The organism is Variovorax sp. KBS0712 (assembly GCF_006323185.2).
Classification (GTDB): Bacteria; Pseudomonadota; Gammaproteobacteria; order Burkholderiales; family Burkholderiaceae_C; genus Variovorax; species Variovorax boronicumulans.
The window spans coordinates 2,535,597-2,552,271 of record NZ_VCCD02000001.1 but is presented as its reverse complement, the minus strand read 5'-3'; the positions used below and the strand labels follow the sequence as shown (position 1 = coordinate 2,552,271).

General features: G+C 68.0%; 19 protein-coding genes. 8 read left to right on the top strand and 11 right to left on the bottom strand.

Going from position 1 to position 16,675, the window contains the following annotated elements:
* Nucleotides 1-13: 13 nt before the first annotated feature.
* The 8 genes from FFI97_RS11805 to FFI97_RS11770 all read right to left on the bottom strand — a co-directional run bounded on the left by FFI97_RS11805 (nucleotide 14) and on the right by FFI97_RS11770 (nucleotide 5,745).
* Nucleotides 14-763: a helix-turn-helix transcriptional regulator gene (locus FFI97_RS11805; protein ID WP_070059603.1), complete on the bottom strand. Its 750-nt coding sequence runs from the start codon at nucleotides 761-763 to the stop codon at nucleotides 14-16.
* Nucleotides 763-1,242 carry an MGMT family protein gene (locus tag FFI97_RS11800; RefSeq protein WP_139706141.1) on the bottom strand — a complete coding sequence of 160 codons (480 nt, stop codon included), beginning with the start codon at nucleotides 1,240-1,242 and terminating at the stop codon, nucleotides 763-765. The genes FFI97_RS11805 and FFI97_RS11800 overlap by 1 nt, the downstream gene beginning before the upstream one ends.
* Nucleotides 1,239-1,688: a GyrI-like domain-containing protein gene (locus tag FFI97_RS11795; protein WP_139706139.1), complete on the bottom strand. Its 450-nt coding sequence runs from the start codon at nucleotides 1,686-1,688 to the stop codon at nucleotides 1,239-1,241. Before FFI97_RS11795 ends, FFI97_RS11800 begins: the two co-directional genes overlap by 4 nt.
* A 43-nt stretch (nucleotides 1,689-1,731) precedes the next feature.
* A complete protein-coding gene (locus FFI97_RS11790) occupies nucleotides 1,732-2,181 on the bottom strand; it encodes an EVE domain-containing protein (protein ID WP_070059600.1) in 450 nt (149 codons plus the stop codon).
* 6 nt (nucleotides 2,182-2,187) lie between these two features.
* The gene (locus tag FFI97_RS11785; protein ID WP_139706137.1) at nucleotides 2,188-2,562 is read right to left on the bottom strand and encodes a VOC family protein; all 375 of its coding nucleotides are present in this window, start codon (nucleotides 2,560-2,562) and stop codon (nucleotides 2,188-2,190) included.
* A 155-nt stretch (nucleotides 2,563-2,717) separates the two neighbouring features.
* Nucleotides 2,718-4,523, bottom strand: a complete 1,806-nt coding sequence (locus FFI97_RS11780; RefSeq protein ID WP_139706136.1) for a PhoH family protein — start codon at nucleotides 4,521-4,523, stop codon at nucleotides 2,718-2,720.
* 217 nt (nucleotides 4,524-4,740) lie between these two features.
* Nucleotides 4,741-5,217, bottom strand: a complete 477-nt coding sequence (locus FFI97_RS11775) for a peroxiredoxin (protein WP_062472998.1) — start codon at nucleotides 5,215-5,217, stop codon at nucleotides 4,741-4,743.
* A 144-nt stretch (nucleotides 5,218-5,361) separates the two neighbouring features.
* The gene (locus FFI97_RS11770) at nucleotides 5,362-5,745 is read right to left on the bottom strand and encodes an Mth938-like domain-containing protein (RefSeq protein ID WP_062472996.1); all 384 of its coding nucleotides are present in this window, start codon (nucleotides 5,743-5,745) and stop codon (nucleotides 5,362-5,364) included.
* Nucleotides 5,746-5,845: 100 nt separating this feature from the next.
* Here FFI97_RS11770 and FFI97_RS11765 point away from each other — a divergent pair, with 100 nt between their 5' ends.
* The 7 genes from FFI97_RS11765 to FFI97_RS11735 are packed head-to-tail and all read left to right on the top strand — an operon-like array spanning nucleotide 5,846 to nucleotide 12,965.
* Nucleotides 5,846-7,078, top strand: a complete 1,233-nt coding sequence (locus FFI97_RS11765; protein WP_095950778.1) for a pyridoxal phosphate-dependent aminotransferase — start codon at nucleotides 5,846-5,848, stop codon at nucleotides 7,076-7,078.
* The gene (locus FFI97_RS11760) at nucleotides 7,075-8,112 is read left to right on the top strand and encodes a DUF1176 domain-containing protein (RefSeq protein WP_139706134.1); all 1,038 of its coding nucleotides are present in this window, start codon (nucleotides 7,075-7,077) and stop codon (nucleotides 8,110-8,112) included. Before FFI97_RS11765 ends, FFI97_RS11760 begins: the two co-directional genes overlap by 4 nt.
* 14 nt (nucleotides 8,113-8,126) lie before the next feature.
* Nucleotides 8,127-9,449 (top strand): homoserine dehydrogenase, encoded by a 1,323-nt coding sequence (locus FFI97_RS11755; protein WP_062472989.1) that lies wholly within the window; start codon nucleotides 8,127-8,129, stop codon nucleotides 9,447-9,449.
* A complete protein-coding gene (gene thrC, locus FFI97_RS11750; RefSeq protein WP_139706132.1) occupies nucleotides 9,446-10,861 on the top strand; it encodes a threonine synthase in 1,416 nt (471 codons plus the stop codon). Before FFI97_RS11755 ends, thrC begins: the two co-directional genes overlap by 4 nt.
* A gap of 16 nt (nucleotides 10,862-10,877) precedes the next feature.
* The gene (gene mobB / locus FFI97_RS11745) at nucleotides 10,878-11,423 is read left to right on the top strand and encodes a molybdopterin-guanine dinucleotide biosynthesis protein B (RefSeq protein WP_070059594.1); all 546 of its coding nucleotides are present in this window, start codon (nucleotides 10,878-10,880) and stop codon (nucleotides 11,421-11,423) included.
* On the top strand, nucleotides 11,416-12,705 hold the full coding sequence (gene glp / locus FFI97_RS11740; protein ID WP_139706130.1) for a gephyrin-like molybdotransferase Glp: 1,290 nt from the start codon (nucleotides 11,416-11,418) through the stop codon (nucleotides 12,703-12,705). Before mobB ends, glp begins: the two co-directional genes overlap by 8 nt.
* An 8-nt stretch (nucleotides 12,706-12,713) precedes the next feature.
* Entirely contained in the window at nucleotides 12,714-12,965 is a 252-nt protein-coding gene (locus FFI97_RS11735) for a MoaD/ThiS family protein (RefSeq protein WP_070059592.1), read from the top strand.
* Here the strand turns inward: FFI97_RS11735 and dapA are convergent.
* On the bottom strand, nucleotides 12,952-13,851 hold the full coding sequence (gene dapA, locus FFI97_RS11730) for a 4-hydroxy-tetrahydrodipicolinate synthase (protein ID WP_139706128.1): 900 nt from the start codon (nucleotides 13,849-13,851) through the stop codon (nucleotides 12,952-12,954). The two genes, FFI97_RS11735 and dapA, sit on opposite strands and share 14 nt — an antisense overlap.
* 251 nt (nucleotides 13,852-14,102) lie before the next feature.
* On the opposite strand from dapA, the gene FFI97_RS11725 reads away from it, so the two are divergent.
* Nucleotides 14,103-14,585, top strand: coding sequence for a molybdenum cofactor biosynthesis protein MoaE (locus tag FFI97_RS11725; protein WP_139706126.1), 483 nt, complete (start codon nucleotides 14,103-14,105; stop codon nucleotides 14,583-14,585).
* Between the two features lie 16 nt (nucleotides 14,586-14,601).
* Here FFI97_RS11725 and FFI97_RS11720 read toward each other — a convergent pair whose 3' ends face one another.
* Nucleotides 14,602-15,438: an acid phosphatase gene (locus tag FFI97_RS11720; protein ID WP_139706125.1), complete on the bottom strand. Its 837-nt coding sequence runs from the start codon at nucleotides 15,436-15,438 to the stop codon at nucleotides 14,602-14,604.
* Between the two features lie 116 nt (nucleotides 15,439-15,554).
* Nucleotides 15,555-16,535 carry a Bug family tripartite tricarboxylate transporter substrate binding protein gene (locus FFI97_RS11715; RefSeq protein WP_185993601.1) on the bottom strand — a complete coding sequence of 327 codons (981 nt, stop codon included), beginning with the start codon at nucleotides 16,533-16,535 and terminating at the stop codon, nucleotides 15,555-15,557.
* Nucleotides 16,536-16,675: the final 140 nt, after the last annotated feature.

Genomic DNA, 16,675 nt, shown 5'->3' with positions numbered 1-16,675 from the left:
GCAGGGCAGCTCGTCAGCCGGCATCGCTGCCGGGTTCGGATGTCGAGGCGGGCGGCTTCTGCTCCCACACCTTGTGGCGCTGCGCCTCGGCCTTCACCTGCCGCAGCAGGTCGGCCAGTGTCTTGCCCGGCTCGTCCTGGAAGCGCGTGGTGAGCACCTCCACCGCCTCCATGCGGTCGACCCGGAAGCCGCGGAAATCGTTGCGCAGTTCGCACCACGTCGAGAGCGTCCAGACCTTGCCCCAATAGAAGCAGCCCAGCGGCCGCACGGTGCGCTCGCTGGCGTCGCCCGAGACGTCGCGGTAGTGCAGGCGCAGCTTCTGATGTGCCTGCACGGCCTCGCGCAGCGTCTGCAGCCGCGTGCGCAGGGCGTCGTCGAGACCGAGTGCGGGCGCATACAGCGCCAGCGCCTCGGCCGACACGCGCGCCGCCGGTGGCAGCACCGACAGGATCTTGCCCAGGCCGGTTTCGATGTTGCGCGCCATCGCCGGATCGACCCAGCTCTGGGTCATGCGCGCGGCGGCCACGAGCGCCGACGCTTCGTCCTGCGTGAACATCAGCGGCGGCAGCTCGAAGCCCGCGCCGAGCCGATAGCCGACGCCGGCCTCGCCCTCGATCGGCACGCCCTGGTGCTGCAGGTCGGCCACGTCGCGGTACACCGTGCGCTCGGACACCTCCAGGCGCTGCGCCAGGAAGGCGGCCGTGGTGAGCCGACGGCCGCGGATGAGCTGCACGAGCTGGAAGAGGCGGTCGGCGCGGCGCATCAACGCGTTCCGACGAGCTTCCTGGCGAAGTCCTCGACAAAGTAGCGCTTGCCGCGCTGGACCACCGTGTGGCCTTCGGCCTCGAGCCGCGACATCTGGGCCTCGATGCCGCCCGGGTACTTCGGGTTGAGCTCGCCGCCGATCTTGAGCGTGCGCCAGTACGGCGTGCCCGGCGCGCGACCGGCGCCCGTCGTCATGGCTTCCTCGGTGGCGTGGGCCACCATGTGGGCGAAGATGGCCGTGGTCACGGTGCAGCCGATGGTGGCCTGGTGGCGCGCCGCGATGTCTTCGCCGATGCCGAGCACGGTCGCGAGCCGACCTTCGGGCACGCCGCGCATGGCCTCCTCGACCTCGGCGGGCGAGGGTGTGGCGATGGTGCCCTCGCCATGCCGCGCGCGCATGGCCGGGGGAATGGCCTTCACGTTCGGCAGGTTCGGGTAGCCGGCCAGCCTGTCGCGCCAGCCCTTGCGTGTGCTCATGAGACTCCGATGTGGATCGCCACGGCGTCCGGCCCCTCGTAGGCTTCGAAATCGCTGCGGTAGCGGCGCACGATTTCCGGGTGCGCCTCGAAATACTGCCAGATGCGCTGCCAGGTGGCGATCACCATCTGCGGCATCTCGCCGCGGCCGGTGAACACGAGGTAGTCGCCGGCTTCGATGGCGACGCTGTTGGCACCATCCGAGACGGCGACGCCGGCCGTCATGTCGAAGGCGCCGTGCGCGTCCGATTCGTAGGCGGAGTAGACGCTGAAGATGCGCGTGTCGCTGGTGCGGTGCGGCGTCGACTCGTAGGTCTGTTCGCCGAAGAAGCGGTTCCACAGCGCGCCGATGCGTGCGGTGGCGGGGTCGATCTCTTCGCGGTTGGTGGTGCGTACCGTGAGGCCGCAGACGCGGAAGGCGTCGTGGTGTTGGCGGATGGGGTCCATGCGGTTTTTCTCCGGAAGTGGCGGATGAGGAGGGCGAAAGCGCTCAAAACAGGAGCGCCTTCGGTTCGGCCTTCATCGTCTGCGCGATCAGTTTCATGTCGATGTCGGTGATGTCGAACAGGCCGAAGCGGAACTTGTAGCCCCATTGCTTCGGGGTTTCGATGAAGGCGAGGCGTTCGATCAGCGGGGCGATGGGCGCCTCGTGTGCGGCGACGTAGGCCACGTCGCGACGCCACGGGACGAAGCCGTTGCCCATGTCGAACTCGTACGGATCGCCGGGCTGCACGATGCCCAGCGCCACGAAGCTCTGCAGCTTGTCCGTGCCGCCGAACACCGTGGCCGGCGCATAGTAGGCCACGCGGTCGCCCGCCGCCACGCGCTTGAGCGGCGCGAGCTTGCCGTGGCCCACCTGCATGAACCCGAGCGGCCGATGGTCCCGGCCGCGCCGGGCGTGCTCGGCGCTGGCGACCGCAATCCAGTTGCGTTGTGCCATGGCGTCTCAGGCCGGGGCGTGCAGGCCGACTTCGTTGCCTTCGGTGTCGCGCAGGTGGGCGATGAAGCCCATGCCCGGTGGCAGCGCCGACTTGGGCGCCACGATCTGCCCGCCGGCCGCTTCGACGCGCGAGAGCACGGCGTCGATGCTGGGCATGCAGTCGAGGTAGACGCGGATGCCGCTGCCGGCCTGCGCACTGGTGTTGGCGCCGGGCTTCAGCGCGCCGCCGGTGGCGGGGTCGTCGTAGGGAAACACGGCCAGGGGGTTGCCGCCGAAGTCTTCACGGCGCAGCTTGCGTGCGAGCACGTTTTCGTAGAAGGCCTGGGCGCGGTCCAGGTTGGCGACCGGAATCTCGAACCAGGTGATGGCATGGGTGGTCATGAAGAGCTCTCTTTCGTTCGTTGCGTTGGAAGGAGCCTGGATGGTGCGAGCCGCCTCCTGACAACGTCTTGTCAGGAGCCTGTCATGGCGGGCGAAAAAAAGCCCGCGATGCCCCGGGAGCATGCGCGGGCCGGTGTCGGCCAGAGCCGATGAATCTAGAGCACGTCGCTTGCGAAGTCGGCCAGTCGCGAGCGTTCGCCACGCGCCAGCGTGATGTGCCCGCCGTGCGGCCAGCCTTTGAACTTGTCGACCGCGAAGGTCAGGCCCGACGAGCCTTCGGTGAGGTAGGGCGTGTCGATCTGCGCGAGGTTGCCCATGCAGATGATCTTCGTGCCGGGGCCGGCGCGGGTGATCAGCGTCTTCATCTGCTTGGGCGTGAGGTTCTGTGCCTCGTCGATGATCACGTACTTGTTCAGGAACGTGCGCCCGCGCATGAAGTTCATGCTCTTGACCTTGATGCGGCTGCGGATCAGCTCATTGGTGGCCGCGCGGCCCCACTCGCCGGCGCCGCCGCCGTCGCCCTTGGCCAGGAACTCGAGGTTGTCGTCGAGTGCGCCCATCCAGGGGCCCATCTTTTCTTCCTCGGTGCCGGGCAGGAAGCCGATGTCTTCACCCACGCTCACGGTGGCGCGGGTCATGATGATCTCGGTGTAGCGGCGGTCGTCGAGCACCTGCGTGAGGCCGGAGGCCAGTGCCATGAGTGTCTTGCCGGTGCCGGCGGTGCCGGTCAGCGTGACGAAGTCGATCTCGGGGTCCATCAGCAGGTTCATCGCGAAGTTCTGCTCGCGGTTGCGCGTGTTCACGCCCCACACTGCGTTCTTGCCCGAGCTGTAGTCCTTGAGCGTCTTGAGCACCGCGGTCTTGTCGCGGATTTCGGTGACGCGCGCATACATGCTCGGCTCGCCGGGCGCCTCGAAGAAGACGAACTGGTTGATGTACAGGTTGGGCACCAGCGGGCCGCTGATCCGGTAGAAGGTGTTGCTGCCGCTCTGCCAGCTTTCGACCGTCTTGCTCTGGCGGGTCCAGAAGTCGGGCGGGAGCGCGAGCGAGCCGGCGTAGAGCAGGTCGCCGTCTTCCAGCGTCTTGTCGTTCTGGTAGTCGTCGGCGGCCAGGCCCAGCGCGCGCGCCTTGACGCGCATGTTGATGTCCTTGGACACCAGCACCACCTCCTGCTTCGGCTTGCCCGGGCGGTCCTTGGCGTACTCGTCGCGCAGCGCGTGCACGACGCCGAGGATCTGGTTGTCGGCCTTGCCCTGGGGCAGGCTGATCGGCAGCGAGTAGTCGAGCGGGGCGGTCTGGAAGAAGAGGCGCCCGCCGGCTTCACGGTGGCCGGTGGTGTCCAGCTTCAGGCCCTTGTCGATGTCGGCGTCCTGCGCGGCGGCCAGCGCATCGAGCGTGCGGCTCGTCTGGCGGCCGTTGCGCGCGACTTCGGTCGTGCCCTTCTTGTGGCCGTCGAGCTCTTCCAGCACGATCATCGGCAGGAAGATGTCGTGTTCCTCGAAGCGGAACAGGCACATCGGGTCGTGCAGCAGCACGTTCGTGTCGAGCACGAACAGCTTGGCGGGGCCGGAGGACTTGCGCTTGGGGCGTGCCGGGGCCTGCTGGGGCGCCGCGATAGGCGTGGCGGCTGCCGGGGCGGGCGTGGGCACGCGCGTCTCGACCTGCACCATCGCGGGTTGTTGTTGCTGCTGCGGTGCGCTCACCGGTGCCGACGTGGGTGCCGGGGCGGGTGCAGCCTTGGTTTTCGCGCGGCGTGCCGGGCGGGCGACAGGCGCATCGCCGCCGCCTTCCGTGCCGAGGTTGTCGAACAGCTCCAGCGGCTGCGGTCCGCTCTTGGCGGGGGCGTCGTCGCGTGAATCGCCGGAACGGCGCGAGTTTCTGTGCGAGGGACGGGCGGGTGCGTCGATGGCATCCGGCGAGAGCAATGCGGCGCGTTTCGTGGGGGCGGGAGGCAATGGCATGGGTCAGGTCGCTCGCAAGGAAGAAAGAGGAGGGCCGGAAAACGAAAAAGCCGCCTGTAGACCCAGGCGGCTTCGTTCGGAGGATGCGGTCGTGGAGCTCAACGGCATGAGGCCATTATGCACACCGCAAAAGACGCACCAGAGGCTCTTTGCACACCGCGTGGGGCAATTCCCACGACTTGACGCAAAAGCGCACGCCCGGTGCCTTGCGGCGCGATCAGGCGGCCTTCTTGAGTGCCTTGACGGCCTTGAGGACGTCTTCGACATGGCCCGGAACCTTGAGCCCGCGCCATTCGGCCTTCAGGATGCCGTCGGCGCCGATCAGGAAGGTGCTGCGCTCGATGCCCTTGACCTTCTTGCCGTACATGATCTTGTTCTTGACCACGCCGAACATGTGGCACATTTTTTCTTCGGTGTCGGCAATCAGTTCGAAGGGGAGTTCGAGCTTGGCCTTGAATTCGTCGTGCGACTTCATGTTGTCGCGCGACACGCCGAAGACCGTGGCACCGGCTTTTTCGAAGTCTTTGTAGTGGTCGCGGAACTGCATCGCTTCGGTCGTGCAACCCGGAGTGTTATCTTTCGGGTAAAAATACATGACCATGACGTGGCCGAGGTGCGAGGTGTTCGAAACCTTGATGCCGCCCGTGGCGTTGGCGTCGAATTCAGGAATGGGTTTGTTGACAACGATCGCCATGAAACTTGTTTTCTCCGTTAGATTCCGTTCTCCGAGCCCTCTCAGCCTTTTTCGGGCTTGCTCGATGAACGGAGGATTGGTCGTTGCTAACTTGGGGTAGCTGGCCGGTTCGCAACCCGGTATTTTACCTCGAAAACCCCTCTCTCAGCCACCCGCCGGGCTCTCGACGAGCAGGGCGGCGATGACGTGCCGGCCTTCGCCGGCCAGGATGTTGTAGGTGCGGCAGGCCGCCGGGGTGTCCATGGTCTCCACGCCGGTGCGTTGCGCCATCAGGGGCTGCAGCCATGCGGGCTGGGGAAATCGGATGCGGTTGCCGCTGCCGAAAATGACCAATTCGGCGCCCAACGACGCCAATTGCGCGAATTGTTCGGGGCCCAGCTGGTCGAAACGCGTGCAATCCCAGGCAAAGCGTTCGCCACGCGAACCCACGACCACGCTGCCCTCCACCTTTTCGTTGTTGATCGCGACCCAGCCGGGGCCGTGTGCGGTGAGGGTCTGGACGTCGGATTTGTCGGGCTGGAGCTTCATCGGGGCACTGGGAACTGTGGTCAAATTATAGGTTTTCCCTAGTGACACGAGGCCCGCAGGGGCCTTTGACCTTCGAGTAAACCCGCCCGGGAGGGCCCCTTTGAAGCAGCTCAAGAAATCGGCCAAGCTGGCCAACGTCCTCTATGACATCCGCGGTCCCATCATGGACGCCGCCAAGCAGATGGAGGAAGAAGGCCAGAAGATCATCAAGCTCAACATCGGCAACCTGGCCGTGTTCGGCTTCGATGCGCCCGAGGAGATCCAGCAGGACATGATCCGCAACCTGCCGACCTCGGCGGGTTACTCGGACAGCAAGGGCGTTTTCGCAGCGCGCAAGGCCGTGATGCACGAGACCCAGAAGCAGGGCATCGCGGGCGTCACGCTCGACGACATCTACCTGGGCAACGGCGCCAGCGAGCTGATCGCCATGTCCACCAACGCGCTGCTCAACGACGGCGACGAGCTGCTGCTGCCGGCCCCCGACTACCCGCTGTGGACCGCCTCCACGAGCCTGTCGGGCGGCACGCCAGTGCACTACCTGTGCGACGAGGACAACGGCTGGATGCCGAACCTGGCCGACATCCGCGCCAAGATCACACCCCGCACCAAGGGCATCGTGGTCATCAACCCGAACAACCCGACCGGTGCGCTGTATTCCGACGAGCTGCTCAAGAGCCTCGTCGAGATCGCCCGCGAGCACGGCCTCGTGATCTTCGCCGACGAGGTCTACGACAAGGTGCTGTACGACGGCGTCAAGCACACGGCCATCGCCAGCCTGTCGACCGACGTGCTCACGCTGACCTTCAATTCGCTGTCCAAGAGCTACCGCTCGTGCGGCTACCGCGCCGGCTGGCTCGTGGTGTCGGGCGACAAGCGCAGCGCACGCGACTACATCGAGGGCCTGAACATGCTCTCGAACATGCGCCTGTGCGCCAACGTGCCGGGCCAATGGGCGATCCAGACGGCGCTCGGCGGCTACCAGAGCATCAACGACCTCGTGTGCGAAGGCGGGCGCCTGCGCCGCCAGCGCGACCTGGCCTACGAGCTGATCACCGCCATTCCCGGCGTGAGCTGCGTCAAGCCCAGCGCCGCGCTCTACATGTTTCCCAAGCTCGACCCCGAGGTCTATCCGATCGCGGACGACCGCCAGTTCTTCCTCGAGCTGCTGAAGGAAACCCGTGTGATGCTGGTGCAGGGCACCGGCTTCAACTGGGCCACGCCGGACCACTTCCGCATCGTGTTCCTGCCCCACGAAGACGACTTGCGCGAGGCCATCAACCGCATCGCCAAGTTCCTGGAGCAGTACCGGTTGCGTCGCAAGACGGGACCATGAAATCCGCCTGCGTCGCTGCCGCGCTGTTGCTGGGCGCACTGTCTGTCGGCGCGACCGGGAAGAAAGAGCCGGTCTCGTTCTCGCACAACGACTGGGAACTGGTCTGCGACAACACGCTGACCTGCCGCGCCGCCGGCTACCAGGCGGACGGCGGGGAGCACCAGCAGGTGTCGATGCTGATCACCCGCGCGGCCGGGCCGAACACGGCCCTGGACATCCAGCTGCAGATCGGCGATGACGGCAGTGCCAAGGGGCCGCTGCGCTTCAAGGTCGGCAAGGCCGCCTTGTCCGGCCTCGACGCGGGAACCGCCAGCTTCGACCAGGGCCAGATCCGCGCCGTGCTGCCCGAACTGCTCAAGAGCGACGACGCCACCGTCACGGCCAACGGCGGCAAGAAGTGGACGCTGTCGCTCGCCGGCCTCAACGCCGTGCTGCTGAAAATGGACGAAGCGCAGGGCCGCGTCGGCACCCCGGGTGCGCTGGTGCGCAAGGGTGCCAAGCCCGAATCCTCCGTGCTGCCGCCGGTGCCCATGCCCGTCGTCCATGTGGTCAAGCCGCCGAAGGCGCGGCCAGGCGACGACGCGCTGGCCGCGCGCATCTTTCCGTCGCTCGACCTGAAAGACGCGCGCGAGCGATGCAACAACCAGGACCAGGTCAACGCCAGGTCGGTGGAGGTTCACCGCCTGAGCGACCGCAAGGTGCTCCTGGCGCTGGGCTGCGGCGTGGGCGCGTACAACTACACCACGCTGCTCTGGACCGCCAACGACAAGTCGCCCTATGCGCCCGTGTCGCTCGAAGCGAGCGGCGAGTTCGACGAGAAAGACGCCAGCGTCACCTCTTCCATGAAGGGCCGCGGCATCGGCGACTGCTGGTCGAGCGAAACCTGGCACTTCAACGGCACGACCTTCGTGCGCACCGGTGCGAACGGCGACGGCATGTGCCGCGGCTTCGCGGGCGGCGCCTGGAGCCTGCCGCGCTACGTCAGCCGCCTCGTGGACGCCGCAGCACCGTCTCTCACCCCATCCAAACCATGAACGCGACCCCTCCCATGAAATCCATCCAAGTAGGCCTGCTCGGCGCAGGCACGGTCGGCAGCGGCACCTTCAAGGTGCTCCAGCGCAACCAGGAAGAAATCAAGCGCCGCGCCGGCCGCGGCATCGAGATCACCATGGTGGCCGACCTCGACACCGCCCGTGCCCGCGAAGTGGCCGGCGAAGGCGTGAAGGTGGTCGCCGATGCGCGCGAAGTCATCGCCAACCCCGACATCGACATCGTCATCGAACTCATCGGCGGCTACGGCATTGCCAAGCAGCTCGTGCTCGAAGCCATCGCGGCCGGCAAGCACGTGGTCACGGCCAACAAGGCACTGCTCGCCGTGCACGGCACCGAAATCTTCGCGGCCGCGCATGCCAAGGGCGTGATGGTGGCCTTCGAGGCCGCGGTGGCTGGCGGCATTCCGATCATCAAGGCGCTGCGCGAAGGCCTCACGGCCAACAGCATCCAGTGGCTGGCCGGCATCATCAACGGCACGACCAACTTCATCCTGTCCGAGATGCGCGACAAGGGCCTGGACTTCGCCACCGTGCTGAAGGAGGCCCAGCGCCTGGGCTACGCCGAAGCCGACCCCACCTTCGACATCGAAGGCGTCGACGCCGCGCACAAGGTCACGCTGATGAGCGCCATCGCCTTCGGCATTCCCGTGCAGTTCGACAAGGCCCACGTCGAAGGCATCACCAAGCTCGCCGCGCAGGACATCAAGTACGCCGAGCAGCTCGGCTACCGCATCAAGCTGCTGGGCGTGACCAAGCGCACCGCCCAGGGCATCGAGCTGCGCGTGCACCCGTCGCTCGTGCCGTCCAAGCGCCTGCTGGCGAACGTCGAAGGCGCCATGAACGCCGTGGTCGTGCACGGCGACGCCGTCGGCACCACGCTGTACTACGGCAAGGGCGCCGGCAGCGAGCCGACCGCCAGCGCCGTGATTGCCGACCTCGTCGACATCACCCGCCTGCACACCGCCGACGCCGCACACCGCGTGCCGCACCTGGCCTTCCACCCCGACGCCATGAGCGACCTGAAGGTGCTGCCGATGGCCGAGGTCGTCACCAGCTACTACCTGCGCCTGCGCGTGGCCGACCAGGCCGGCGTGCTCGCCAAGGTGACGGGCCTGCTGGCCACCGCCGGCATCAGCATCGACGCCGTGCTGCAGCGCGAGGCCGACGAAGTGGGCGGCGAAGGCTCGACGCAGACCGACCTCATCATCCTCACGCACGACGCGCGCGAAGGCACCGTCAATGACGTCATGGCCGAGCTGCAGGCGCTGCCGACCGTGCTCGAGCCCATCGTGCGCATCCGCAAGGAAGAGTTGAAGTGAACTACCTGAGCACCCGCGGCCACGCCGACCGCAAGCGCTTCTGCGAAATCCTCCTCGAAGGCCTGGCGCCCGATGGCGGCCTGTACCTGCCCGAGACGTACCCGCAGGTCGACACCGCCACGCTCGCCAAGTGGCGCACGCTGCCCTACGCCGAGCTGGCCTTCGAAATCCTCTCGCTGTACATCGACGACATTCCCGCGGCCGACCTGAAGGCGATTTGCGCGAAGACCTACACGGCCGAGGTGTTCGGCACCGACGAGATCGTGCCGCTGCGCGAGCTCGAAGATGGCGTGTACCTCGAAGCCCTGTCCAACGGCCCCACGCTGGCCTTCAAGGACATGGCGATGCAGCTCTTGGGCAACCTGTTCGAGTACGAACTGGCCCGCCGCGGCGCCGAGCTCAACATCCTGGGCGCCACCAGCGGCGACACCGGCAGCGCGGCCGAGTACGCCATGCGCGGCAAGAAGGGCGTGCGCGTCTTCATGACCTCGCCGGACGGCCGCATGAGCCCGTTCCAGCAGGCGCAGATGTTCAGCCTGCAGGACGCCAACATCCACAACATCGCCATCACCGGCGTGTTCGACGACTGCCAGGACATCGTCAAGGCGGTGTCGAACGACCTGGGCTTCAAGCGCAAGTACCGCATCGGCACGGTCAACTCGATCAACTGGGCGCGCCTGCTGGCGCAGGTCGTCTACTACTTCGCGGGCTACTTCCAGGCCACGGCGAGCAACGACAAGCCGGTGAGCTTCACGGTGCCCTCGGGCAACTTCGGCAACGTCTGCGCGGGCCATGTGGCGCGCATGATGGGCCTGCCGATCCAGACGCTGGTGGTCGCCACCAACGAGAACGACGTGCTCGACGAGTTCTTCCGCACCGGCGTGTACCGCGTGCGCGCGGCGATCGACACGCACGAAACCTCCAGCCCGTCGATGGACATCAGCAAGGCTAGCAACTTCGAGCGCTTCGTGTTCGACCTGGTCGGCCGCGATCCCGCGAAGCTGCGCCAGCTGTTCGTGGACGATCTGGGCCTGACGGGCAGTTTCGACCTGAGCGCCGATCCGGCGTTCAGGCAGGCCGCCGAGCGCTTCGGCTTTCGCAGCGGTCGCAGCACGCACGCCGACCGGCTCTCGATGATCCGCGACACCGAGAAGCGCTTCGCCACGCTGATCGACCCGCACACCGCCGACGGCCTCAAGGCCGCGCGCGAGCAGCTCACGCCGGGCGTGCCGATGGTGGTGCTCGAGACCGCGCTGCCGATCAAGTTCGCGGCCACGGTGGTCGAGGCGCTGGGCGAGGAGCCCGCGCGCCCGAAGAAGTTCGAAGGCATCGAAGCCTTGCCCAAGCGCGTGGTCCAGCTGCCGGCCGATGCCGAGGCCGTCAAGGCCTACATCGCCCAGCACTGCGACTGACCGGGGCGCCCGCGGCATGAAGGTCGTCGGCTTCGCCGGGTATTCCGGCGCAGGCAAGACCACGCTGGTGGAGCGCCTGATTCCCGTGCTCAAGCAGCGCGGGCTGCGCGTGTCGGTGGTCAAGCATGCGCACCACCGCTTCGACATCGACCACGTCGGCAAGGACACCTGGCGCCATCGGCAGGCCGGGGCCTTCGAGGTGGTCGTCGCGTCCGACCAGCGGCTGGCGCTGATGCGCGAATTCGAGGTGCCGGTCGAGCTCACGGTGCACCAGCTGCTCGCCGAGCTGCATCCGGCGGTCGACTGGGCGCTGGTCGAGGGCTTCCGGCACAGCGACGTGCTCAAGATCGAGGTCTGGCGACCGAGCGGCGACGGCGAGGCGCCGCGCCCCGCGCTGTACGTCGATGACCCCTTTGTCACCGCCATCGCCACCGATGCGCCAGACGGCCTGCCCGAGGCCACCGCGCGCCCGGTGCTCGACCTCAACGACGCCGAGGCCATTGCCACGTGGTTGATCGACAGCGGCGAGCGCTTCGACTACAACCCCGGACATCATGGCTGATTCCTCTCCCGTTCCCTTCGCCGCCTCGTCCTTGCGCCCGCCGCTGATGCCGCTCGATGAAGCGATCGCGGTGCTGCTCGCCAAGGCCCGGCCGCTGCTGCCGGCCGAAAGCGTCGGCACCTTCGACGCCGACGGACGCGTGCTGGCGCAGGACCTCGTCTCAGGCCTCACCGTGCCGCCGCGCGACAACAGCGCGATGGACGGCTACGCTGTGCGCGCGGCCGATTGCGCCACGCCCGGCACCGAGCTGGCGGTGACGCAGCGCATTCCCGCCGGCACCGTCGGCACGTCGCTCGCGGCCGGCACGGCGGCGCGCATCTTCACGGGGGCGCAGATTCCTGAAGGCGCCGACGCGGTCGTCATGCAGGAAGACACGGCCGCCACGTCGCAAGAGGGCGGACTGGGGGCGGTGCGCATCGCCATCGCGCCCGTGGCCGGCCAGTGGGTGCGCCGCGCAGGCGAGGACGTGGCCTTGGGCGACGTGGTCCTCCAGCGCGGCGAACGCCTCACGCCCGCCGCGCTCGGCCTGGCCGCCAGCGTCGGCTTCGACAAGCTGCAGGTCGCGCGCAAGCCGCGCGTGGCCATGCTCTCGACCGGCGACGAGCTGGTGATGCCCGGCGAGGTCGCGCCCGACGCGATGAAGCCCGGCGCGATCTACAACTCGAACCGCTTCTTCATGCGCGCGCTGCTGCACCGCCTGGGCTGCGAAGTGAACGACCTGGGCATCGTGCCCGACAACCGCGAAGCCACCATCGCCGCGCTGCGCGAGGCGGCCGAGGCGAGCGACCTGATCATCACTACCGGTGGGGTCTCGGTCGGCGAAGAAGACCACATCCGCGCCGCGCTGCAATCGCTGGGCGAGCTGCAGCTGTGGTCGCTGTCGATGAAGCCCGGTAAGCCTTTCGCCTACGGTTCCATCGCGCGCAGCAACGGGCAGGGCGCCTGCCACGTCACGGGGCTGCCCGGCAACCCGGTGTCGAGCTTCCTGACCTTCCTGATGCTGGTGCGGCCCTTCCTGCTCGCGCTGCAGGGCGCCACGCGCGTGGCGCCCGTGGCCGTGCCGCTGCGCGCCGATTTCGACTGGCCGCGTGCCGACAAGCGCCGCGAGTTCCTGCGTGTGCGGCGCAACGCGGCGGGCGGGCTCGACCTGTTCGCCAACCAGAGTTCGGGCGTGCTCACCTCGATGGTCTGGGGCGACGGCCTGGTCGACAACCCGGCGGGCCGGACCATCCAGGCCGGCGACACCGTGAACTTCATTCCCCTCGCATCGCTGCTCGGCTGAACCACCCCATGAAGGTCCGCATCCGTTATTTCGCCTCCGTGCGCGAGGCGCTGTCCAGCAGCGGTGAAACCGTCGACACAGCCGCCGGCACGCTCGCAGCCCTGCGCGACGAGCTCATCGCCCGCGGCGGGGCCTACGCCAGCGCGCTCGCACGCGGCAAGGCCGTGCGCATGGCGCTCGACCAGGCCATGAGCGACGAAGCCGCCGCCCTGCGCGACGACTGCGAAGTCGCGTTCTTCCCGCCCGTCACGGGCGGCTGAGCCGCGCGTCCAGCGCCACGAGGCGCTCGCGCAGGCCGTCCGACGCGCGCGTCATCGGCGAGCGCAGCTCGTCCCGCAGTTCGCCCGCATGCGCCAGCAGCGCCTTCAGCGGGCCCGGGTTGGGTTCGGCGAACAGCATCTCCAGCAGCGGTTGCAGCGGTTGCCATTCGGCGCGCGCCTCGGCCAGCCGGTTCTCGGCCAGCAGGCGCACCAGCCGCACGAGGCGCTTCGTCTGCACATGGCCGCTGGCCGCGATGGCGCCCACGCCGCCTTCGGCCATGGTGGCGAAGATCTGGTGGTCTTCGCCCGTGAGCACCTGCAGCCGGCCGTCGGCGATCACCGCGCGTGTCTTGGCCATGTCGCCGCCGCAGTCCTTGATGCCGCGGATGCGCGGGTGCTCGGCCAGCGCCAGCATCGTCTCGCGCGCAATGGTCACGCCGGTGCGGTAGGGAATGTCGTAGACCAGCACGGGCACCGTGCTGGCATCGGCGATGGCGTGAAACCACTCGAGCACGCCGGCCTGCGACGGGCGGATGTAGTGCGGCGCGGCCACCAGCAGGCCCGCCAGCGGGCGTTCCGAGAGCTTGCGGGCCCAGGCCGTGGCCTTGCCCAGGTGGTAGCCCGACACACCCATGACGACCGGCAGGCCGCCCGCGGCGGTCAGCACGGTATCGAGCACGGCCAGCTGTTCGGCCTCGTCGAGCGCGGCGGCTTCGCCGGTCGAGCCGCAGGGCACGAAGCCGGTCACGCCGTCGTTGGCGAGCCGGCGCACGAGCGCCGCCAGGGCGGTGTGGTCGACCGCGCCGTCGCGGAACGGGGTGACGAGGGCGACCCACAGGCCCGAGAAATCGGTCACGGTGTCGGCGGTTGGTTGTTGATGTGGCACGCAGGCTTCCTTTCAGGAATCGACCGATGGAAAGAACCACCGTCCGATGCGCGCGCAACCCAAGAGGGGCCAAAGCCTTGGCAGGTTCCGTCGCTCATCCGACGACGGAACCTCGGCTCCGGTCAGACGAGCTTTGGTTTTTTGGCTTTGTGGCCCTGGCGCGCGCAGCGGCTCTCGGGCTGCGACAGCAGCAGGGAGAACGTGGCGAGGCAAGGCATTGCCGCAGTCTAGCGCGATGCCACAATTCGGACATGAGCGTTGCACGTGTTTCGATCCAGACGGCCGATTTCGATCTCGCGACCGAGGTTGCCGCGTTGCGCGCGGGCGACAAACGCGTGGGCGCCGTCTGCAGTTTCGTGGGCACGGTCAGGGACCGCAACGACGGCAGCACCATCGCCTCGATGGAGCTGGAGCACTACCCCGGCATGACCGAGAAGGCCATCGAGGCCATGATCGACGAGGCTCACAAGCGCTTCGACATCCTCGGTGCGCGCGTGATCCACCGCGTGGGACTGTTGCAGCCGCTGGACCAGATCATGATGGTGGCGGTCGTGTCCGCCCACCGCGGCCAGAGCTTCCAGGCCTGCGAGTTCCTGATGGACTACCTGAAGACGCAGGCCCCGTTCTGGAAGAAGGAGCAGACGCCCGAAGGCGCCCGCTGGGTCGATGCCCGCGTGACCGACGACGAAGCGCTGGCGCGCTGGGGCATCGCGGCCTCGAACAGCGCCACCTGAGCGGCGCGTTCGAGACTCAGGGCGCGATCAGCGCCGAGGTCGCCAGCGCCTTGGCTTCCGCGCCGCAATCCTGAGCGGGCACCGCACCCGCCGCGCGTGCCTTCGCCATCTCCGACCGGGCACCCGCCATCTGCGCTTGGAACACCGGATTCGTGTGCAGCCTGGCCACCGTCGCCGCGCCGACCAGCCGGCCGTTCTCGATGTCGCTCTGCCAGTGCACGCCGCAGATCGCGCGGCTCTGCGAGAAGGCCCGGCCGCGCTGCAGCAGCGCGTCGGCGCGCTCGGGTGCGAGTTCCGTCAGCACCAGTGCCCAGGCCCAGCCCACGGCCGAATGGCCCGAGGGGTAGGAGCCGTCCTTGGCCAGCGAGGCTTCTTCGGCGGGCGTGCAACTGCCGGTCTTGAACGCCACGAAGGGGCGCGTGCGGTTGTAGGTGTTCTTGGCCTTGTAGGTGGCCGAGCCGGCATCGGCGAGCGTGCGGCGCAGCAGCATGTTCAGGTTCGGCGTGGCTTGCTCGGAGATGGGCATGCCCAGCGCGCACGAGAACACCTCAGCGGCCTTCGGAAACTTGAGGTTGGCGTCCTGCACTGCGAGCGCGCCGCGCGGCGTGCCCTGTAGGGCCGTGAGCGCGCGGAAGGTGGCGCCATCGGCCGCCAGCGCGGCCGAGCCCTCAGCCGGGGGCGCCGGCAGCAGGGCGAGGCTGTCGGGCAGCTCGACCGCGGGCAGGTAGCCCTTGAGGTAGCCCGAACCCGGGCGCAATTCGCCGACTTCGGCGGGGGAGATCGGCGCGGTGCTGCCGCAGGCGCCGAGCAGCAGCGCGGCCGCCAGCGAGGCGGCGGGGGTCGTGAATCGCATGAGGGATGTGTCTCCGGCTTTGTTGTTGGAAGGCGAGGGCCCATCGTAGGGGGACCTCGCCGGGCCGGAAGATCACCCAGGTGACGGCCATCTCAGGCCGTGCCAGGCCGTGCAGCTCAGGGCTTGAAGCCGCTCGCCTGGATGATCTTTTCCCAGGTCTGCGTGTAGGTCCGCACGCGGCCCGCGAACTGGCCCTGGGGCTCGTAGCCGACCGTCAGGCCCATGGTGGTGAGCTTCTGCTTCACGTCGGGCATGGAGAGCACCTTCTGTAGCGCGTCGCCGTACCTGTCGATGATCGGCTGCGGCGTGCCCACCGGCGCGAAGATGCCGTAGTAGGGCAGGTCTTCCAGGTTCGCAAAGCCCAGCTCGGTGAAGGTCGGCACGTTCGGCAGCAGGGCCTGGCGCTTGGCGCCGATGGACGCCACGATGCGCACCTTGCCCGCGCGGTGGTTCTCGATGAAGTCTGGCACCGAGGCGATGCCCGCCGTGATCTGGTTGCCCAGCATGTCGGCCGTCATGGGCGCGCTGCCGCGGTAGGGCGCGGGCTGCACGTCGATCTTGTACTTGTCCGAGATCATCTTCACCAGGAACTCGGGGATCGACGCGGGTGCGGGCACGCCGATGGTCTCCTTGCCGCCCTTTTGCGTGCGGATCCACTTCACGTACTCGTCGATGCTCTTGGCCGGCGTGCCGCCCGACACCGCCAGCACGTTGGCGAAGGTGGCGAAGCCGGCCACGGGCACGAAGTCGGTCGCGGGGTTGAAGCCCGGGTTCTTCACCACCTGCGGCAGGATCGAGATCGAGTGGTCATGCGACAGGAACAGCGTGTGGCCGTCGGCCGGCGCGGCCTTCAGCGCCTGCGCCGCGATCTGGCCGCCCGCGCCCGCACGGTTCTCGACCACCACGGGCACGCCCAGCACGTCCTTGAGCTTTTCGCCCAGGGTGCGCGCAATGGCGTCCGTGCCCGCGCCGGCGGGAAAACCCACCAAGAGGCGCACCGGCGTGCCGCTCTGGGCCTGCGCCAGGCCGGCCATGCCCATGGCCGCTGCCAGGAGACCCACGCTGAACGCGCGGCGCATCGGTTGGACGCGCTGCATTGAAAAAACCATGATCGACTCCATTCGAAGAAAGAGAGAAATGCCTACGGCAGGACGGTGCGGGGCCCGGTGCAATACCCGTGCCCAGGGTGCAAATCCGATTCGCAACCTTGAATCGTGCCCGAACAGCCCTATTTTGG